Annotated in this window: 3 protein-coding genes; all 3 read right to left on the reverse strand. The window is 54.6% G+C overall.

Annotated features, from left to right (window positions below; genetic code table 11):
- Positions 1-930 carry a sugar ABC transporter substrate-binding protein gene (locus FDW94_RS10360; RefSeq protein WP_003839787.1) on the reverse strand — a complete coding sequence of 310 codons (930 nt, stop codon included), beginning with the start codon at positions 928-930 and terminating at the stop codon, positions 1-3.
- 38 nt (positions 931-968) lie between these two features.
- Positions 969-1,955, reverse strand: a complete 987-nt coding sequence (gene iolG, locus FDW94_RS10365; protein ID WP_137377540.1) for an inositol 2-dehydrogenase — start codon at positions 1,953-1,955, stop codon at positions 969-971.
- Between the two features lie 342 nt (positions 1,956-2,297).
- A partial coding sequence (locus FDW94_RS24075) for a thiamine pyrophosphate-dependent enzyme (protein ID WP_249358401.1) occupies positions 2,298-2,815 on the reverse strand: 518 nt, incomplete at its 5' end.

Here is a 2,815-nt window from a genome sequence, read left to right on the forward strand (position 1 = left end):
TCAGTTACCGGCCTCACTAATACGCTCGGCCTGCTGCAGGTTCTCTTTGGTGATAAGCGTTGGCGGGTAGTCAGCCCCGGTGATCGCAGTCTTCTCACGGACGTTATTCACCAACTGGCTCATAGCCGTTTTCACCGCAAAGCCAGGACGCTGATCCGCCGTCACTGCCAGCCAGCCATCGCGCACACGCGCCAGTGCTTCCGGCACGGCATCGAAGCCCGTGACCAGAACTTCACCCGGTTTCAGTCCTTGTCCCTGTAACGCTTCAATCGCGCCCAAGGCCATATCGTCGTTAGCGGAGAGGATCACCTGCGGACGCTTCGGTAACGAAGGCAGAACGCTTTCGACAATGCGCATCCCTTCAGAACGCATCCAGTTACCGGTCTGATCGGCAACGATCTTGTACTTTTCACCACCCGCCTTCAGGCTGTCGCGAATGCCTTTAGTACGTTCAATGTTGGAGGAGGAGCCTGGCTGGCCGGTCAGCAGAATAATGTCTGCCCCGTCAGGGAATTTGGTTTTGACAAAGTCGCCAATCGCCTGGCCGCCTTTGTAGTTGTTCGCGCCGAAGTGCGGCACTTTTTTCTGGCTGTCAACAGAGCGGTCAAGGGTAACAACGGGCAGTTTCGCATCCTGAATTTCATCTACCGCGCTGGACACCGCGTTGACATCGTTTGGTGAAACAATAAAGCCCTGTGCGCCACGAGTTATGGCGTTTTCCAGATCAGCGACCTGTTTTGGCGAGCTACCCTGCCCGTCCAGGACCTGTAAATTCACGCCCATCTCTTTTGCGGCTTTCACCGCCGTGCGCTGCATGTGAACTTCAAATGGCATCGCCAGGTTTGGCGTACTGAAAACAATTTGCTCGTTTTCAGCAATGGCTGCCCCGGATGTCATGGCGATGAGGACAGCTAAGATCAGTTTTTTCATTATTATGTCTCTCTGTGTAGGGTAGGTTGTGGTGACAATCAGAGGAGAACTTCACGTTGGCTATGCAGTGACTCCAGCGCTTTATCCGCCAGATACAGCGCACGCTCGCCATCATCCCCGCAGCAATCAGGGACCGCTTCGCCGCGCAGTACCGCAACAAAGTGTTCCCATTCCGCGGCATAGGCCGATTTATAACGCTGCAGGAAGAAATGTTCAGGTAACGCGCTGGTGCAGCCGGTCTTCGCGTAGTGCTGCACCTGATTTTCGAGAATGTTGCCCGCGCACAGCAGCCCTTCAGAACCGTGCAGCTCAAGGCGCTGATCGTATCCGTAAGAAGAACGGCGGCTGTTGACGATGGTCGCCATCGCGCCGGAGGCATATTTCAGTACGATGAACGCGGTATCGATATCGCCCGCTTCGCCAATCGCCGGATCCACCAGATTGCTGCCCTGGGCATACACCGAAACCGGCTCCTCGCCCATGATAAAGCGCGCCATATCAAAATCGTGGATGGTCATATCGCGGAACATACCGCCGGACACACGCACGTATTCCGCAGGCGGCGGCGACGGGTCGCGGGAGATGATCAGCAGCGATTCCGGCTTTCCGATACGCCCGGCCAGTGCGTCAGTTTTCACACGGCGAAACTGTGGATCGAAGCGGCGGTTGAAACCGATAAACAACGGTACGTCGTACTCTTTGACCACTTTCAGGCAGTCGCGTACACGGGCCAGATCCAAGTGGACCGGCTTTTCGCAGAAGATGGCTTTGCCGTGGCGTGCGGCCATTTCAATCAGATCCGCGTGGGTATCGGTCGCGGAGGCAATCAGCACGGCGTGAACGTTAGGGTCCGTCATCGCCTCATCCAGGCTTTGCAAACGAGCCTGGTACTGTGTGGCAAGACGGGTGGCAAATTCCTGATTCGGGTCGACGACGGACCAGAGGGTAGTGGCACTGTGACTGGCAATGTTAGCTGCATGTACCTGGCCAATTCGGCCAGCGCCCAGTAAAGCAATGTTAAACATAACGGCTCCCGGTGTTGGTGAATGCGATGAACTAACGACCCTTTAAATAAAACATTTATTTCATTTTTATAAATAGTGAAAATTATGTTTTTGGGTGCAAGTTAACACTTTTGAGATGAGTGAGATAAAATTTGTTATCAATATCACAACATAACAACAGGGAAGATGCAGGAATTGGCCCCCTTCCGTTCTGGAAGGAGGCGATGGATGAAGAGAAAGGAAAAATGAAATGAAAATTTCGTTGTCGCAGGTTACCGGATGACAGCGCTAACGACTTATCCGGCCTGGGGTAGAATCCGCTGTAGGCCGGATAATCGCGGCGCCATCCGACATTAATCGCTTTTAGTACTGACGTGCGTTTTTCACCTGCTCAAACGTCTGCTCAGCCGCTTTTCGCACCGACGGAGATTCTGCCACCTGCGCATCGCCAGTGCGCCACCAGGAGGCATAGTCGTGGGTCATGGTTTTCGGCAGAACTTTGATATCCAGCAGCACAGGTCCCGAATGCGCACGCGAGGCTTCCAGCGCTGCCAGCAGGCTTTGCTCGTCATGTACACGCCATGCCCGACAGCCGTAGCTTTCCGCGTTTTTAGCAAAATCGACCTTCACCAATGGCCCATCCAACCGTCCGGTTTGCGGGTTGCGGTGACGGTTTTCCGTACCGAAGCTCCCCATCCCATGCCCCATCTGCAGGTTGTTAATACACCCGAAGCTGGCGTTATCAAACAGCAGGATAGTGACTTTTATCCCCTCCTGGACGGCGGTTTGTAGCTCGGAATGCAGCATCATGTACGAGCCATCCCCCACCATGGCATATACCGGCTGCTGCGGCTTCGCCAGCCTGGCTCCAATAGCAGCCG

The organism is Citrobacter sp. wls757, assembly GCF_005280935.1.
Lineage (GTDB): Bacteria > Pseudomonadota > Gammaproteobacteria > Enterobacterales > Enterobacteriaceae > Citrobacter > Citrobacter portucalensis.

What these genes read in the sequence shown, in the direction of transcription:
- FDW94_RS10360 (WP_003839787.1), bottom strand. Translation starts at nt 930, where the DNA reads ATGAAAAAACTGATCTTAGCTGTCCTCATCGCCATGACATCCGGGGCA.
- iolG (WP_137377540.1), bottom strand. Translation starts at nt 1,955, where the DNA reads ATGTTTAACATTGCTTTACTGGGCGCTGGCCGAATTGGCCAGGTACAT.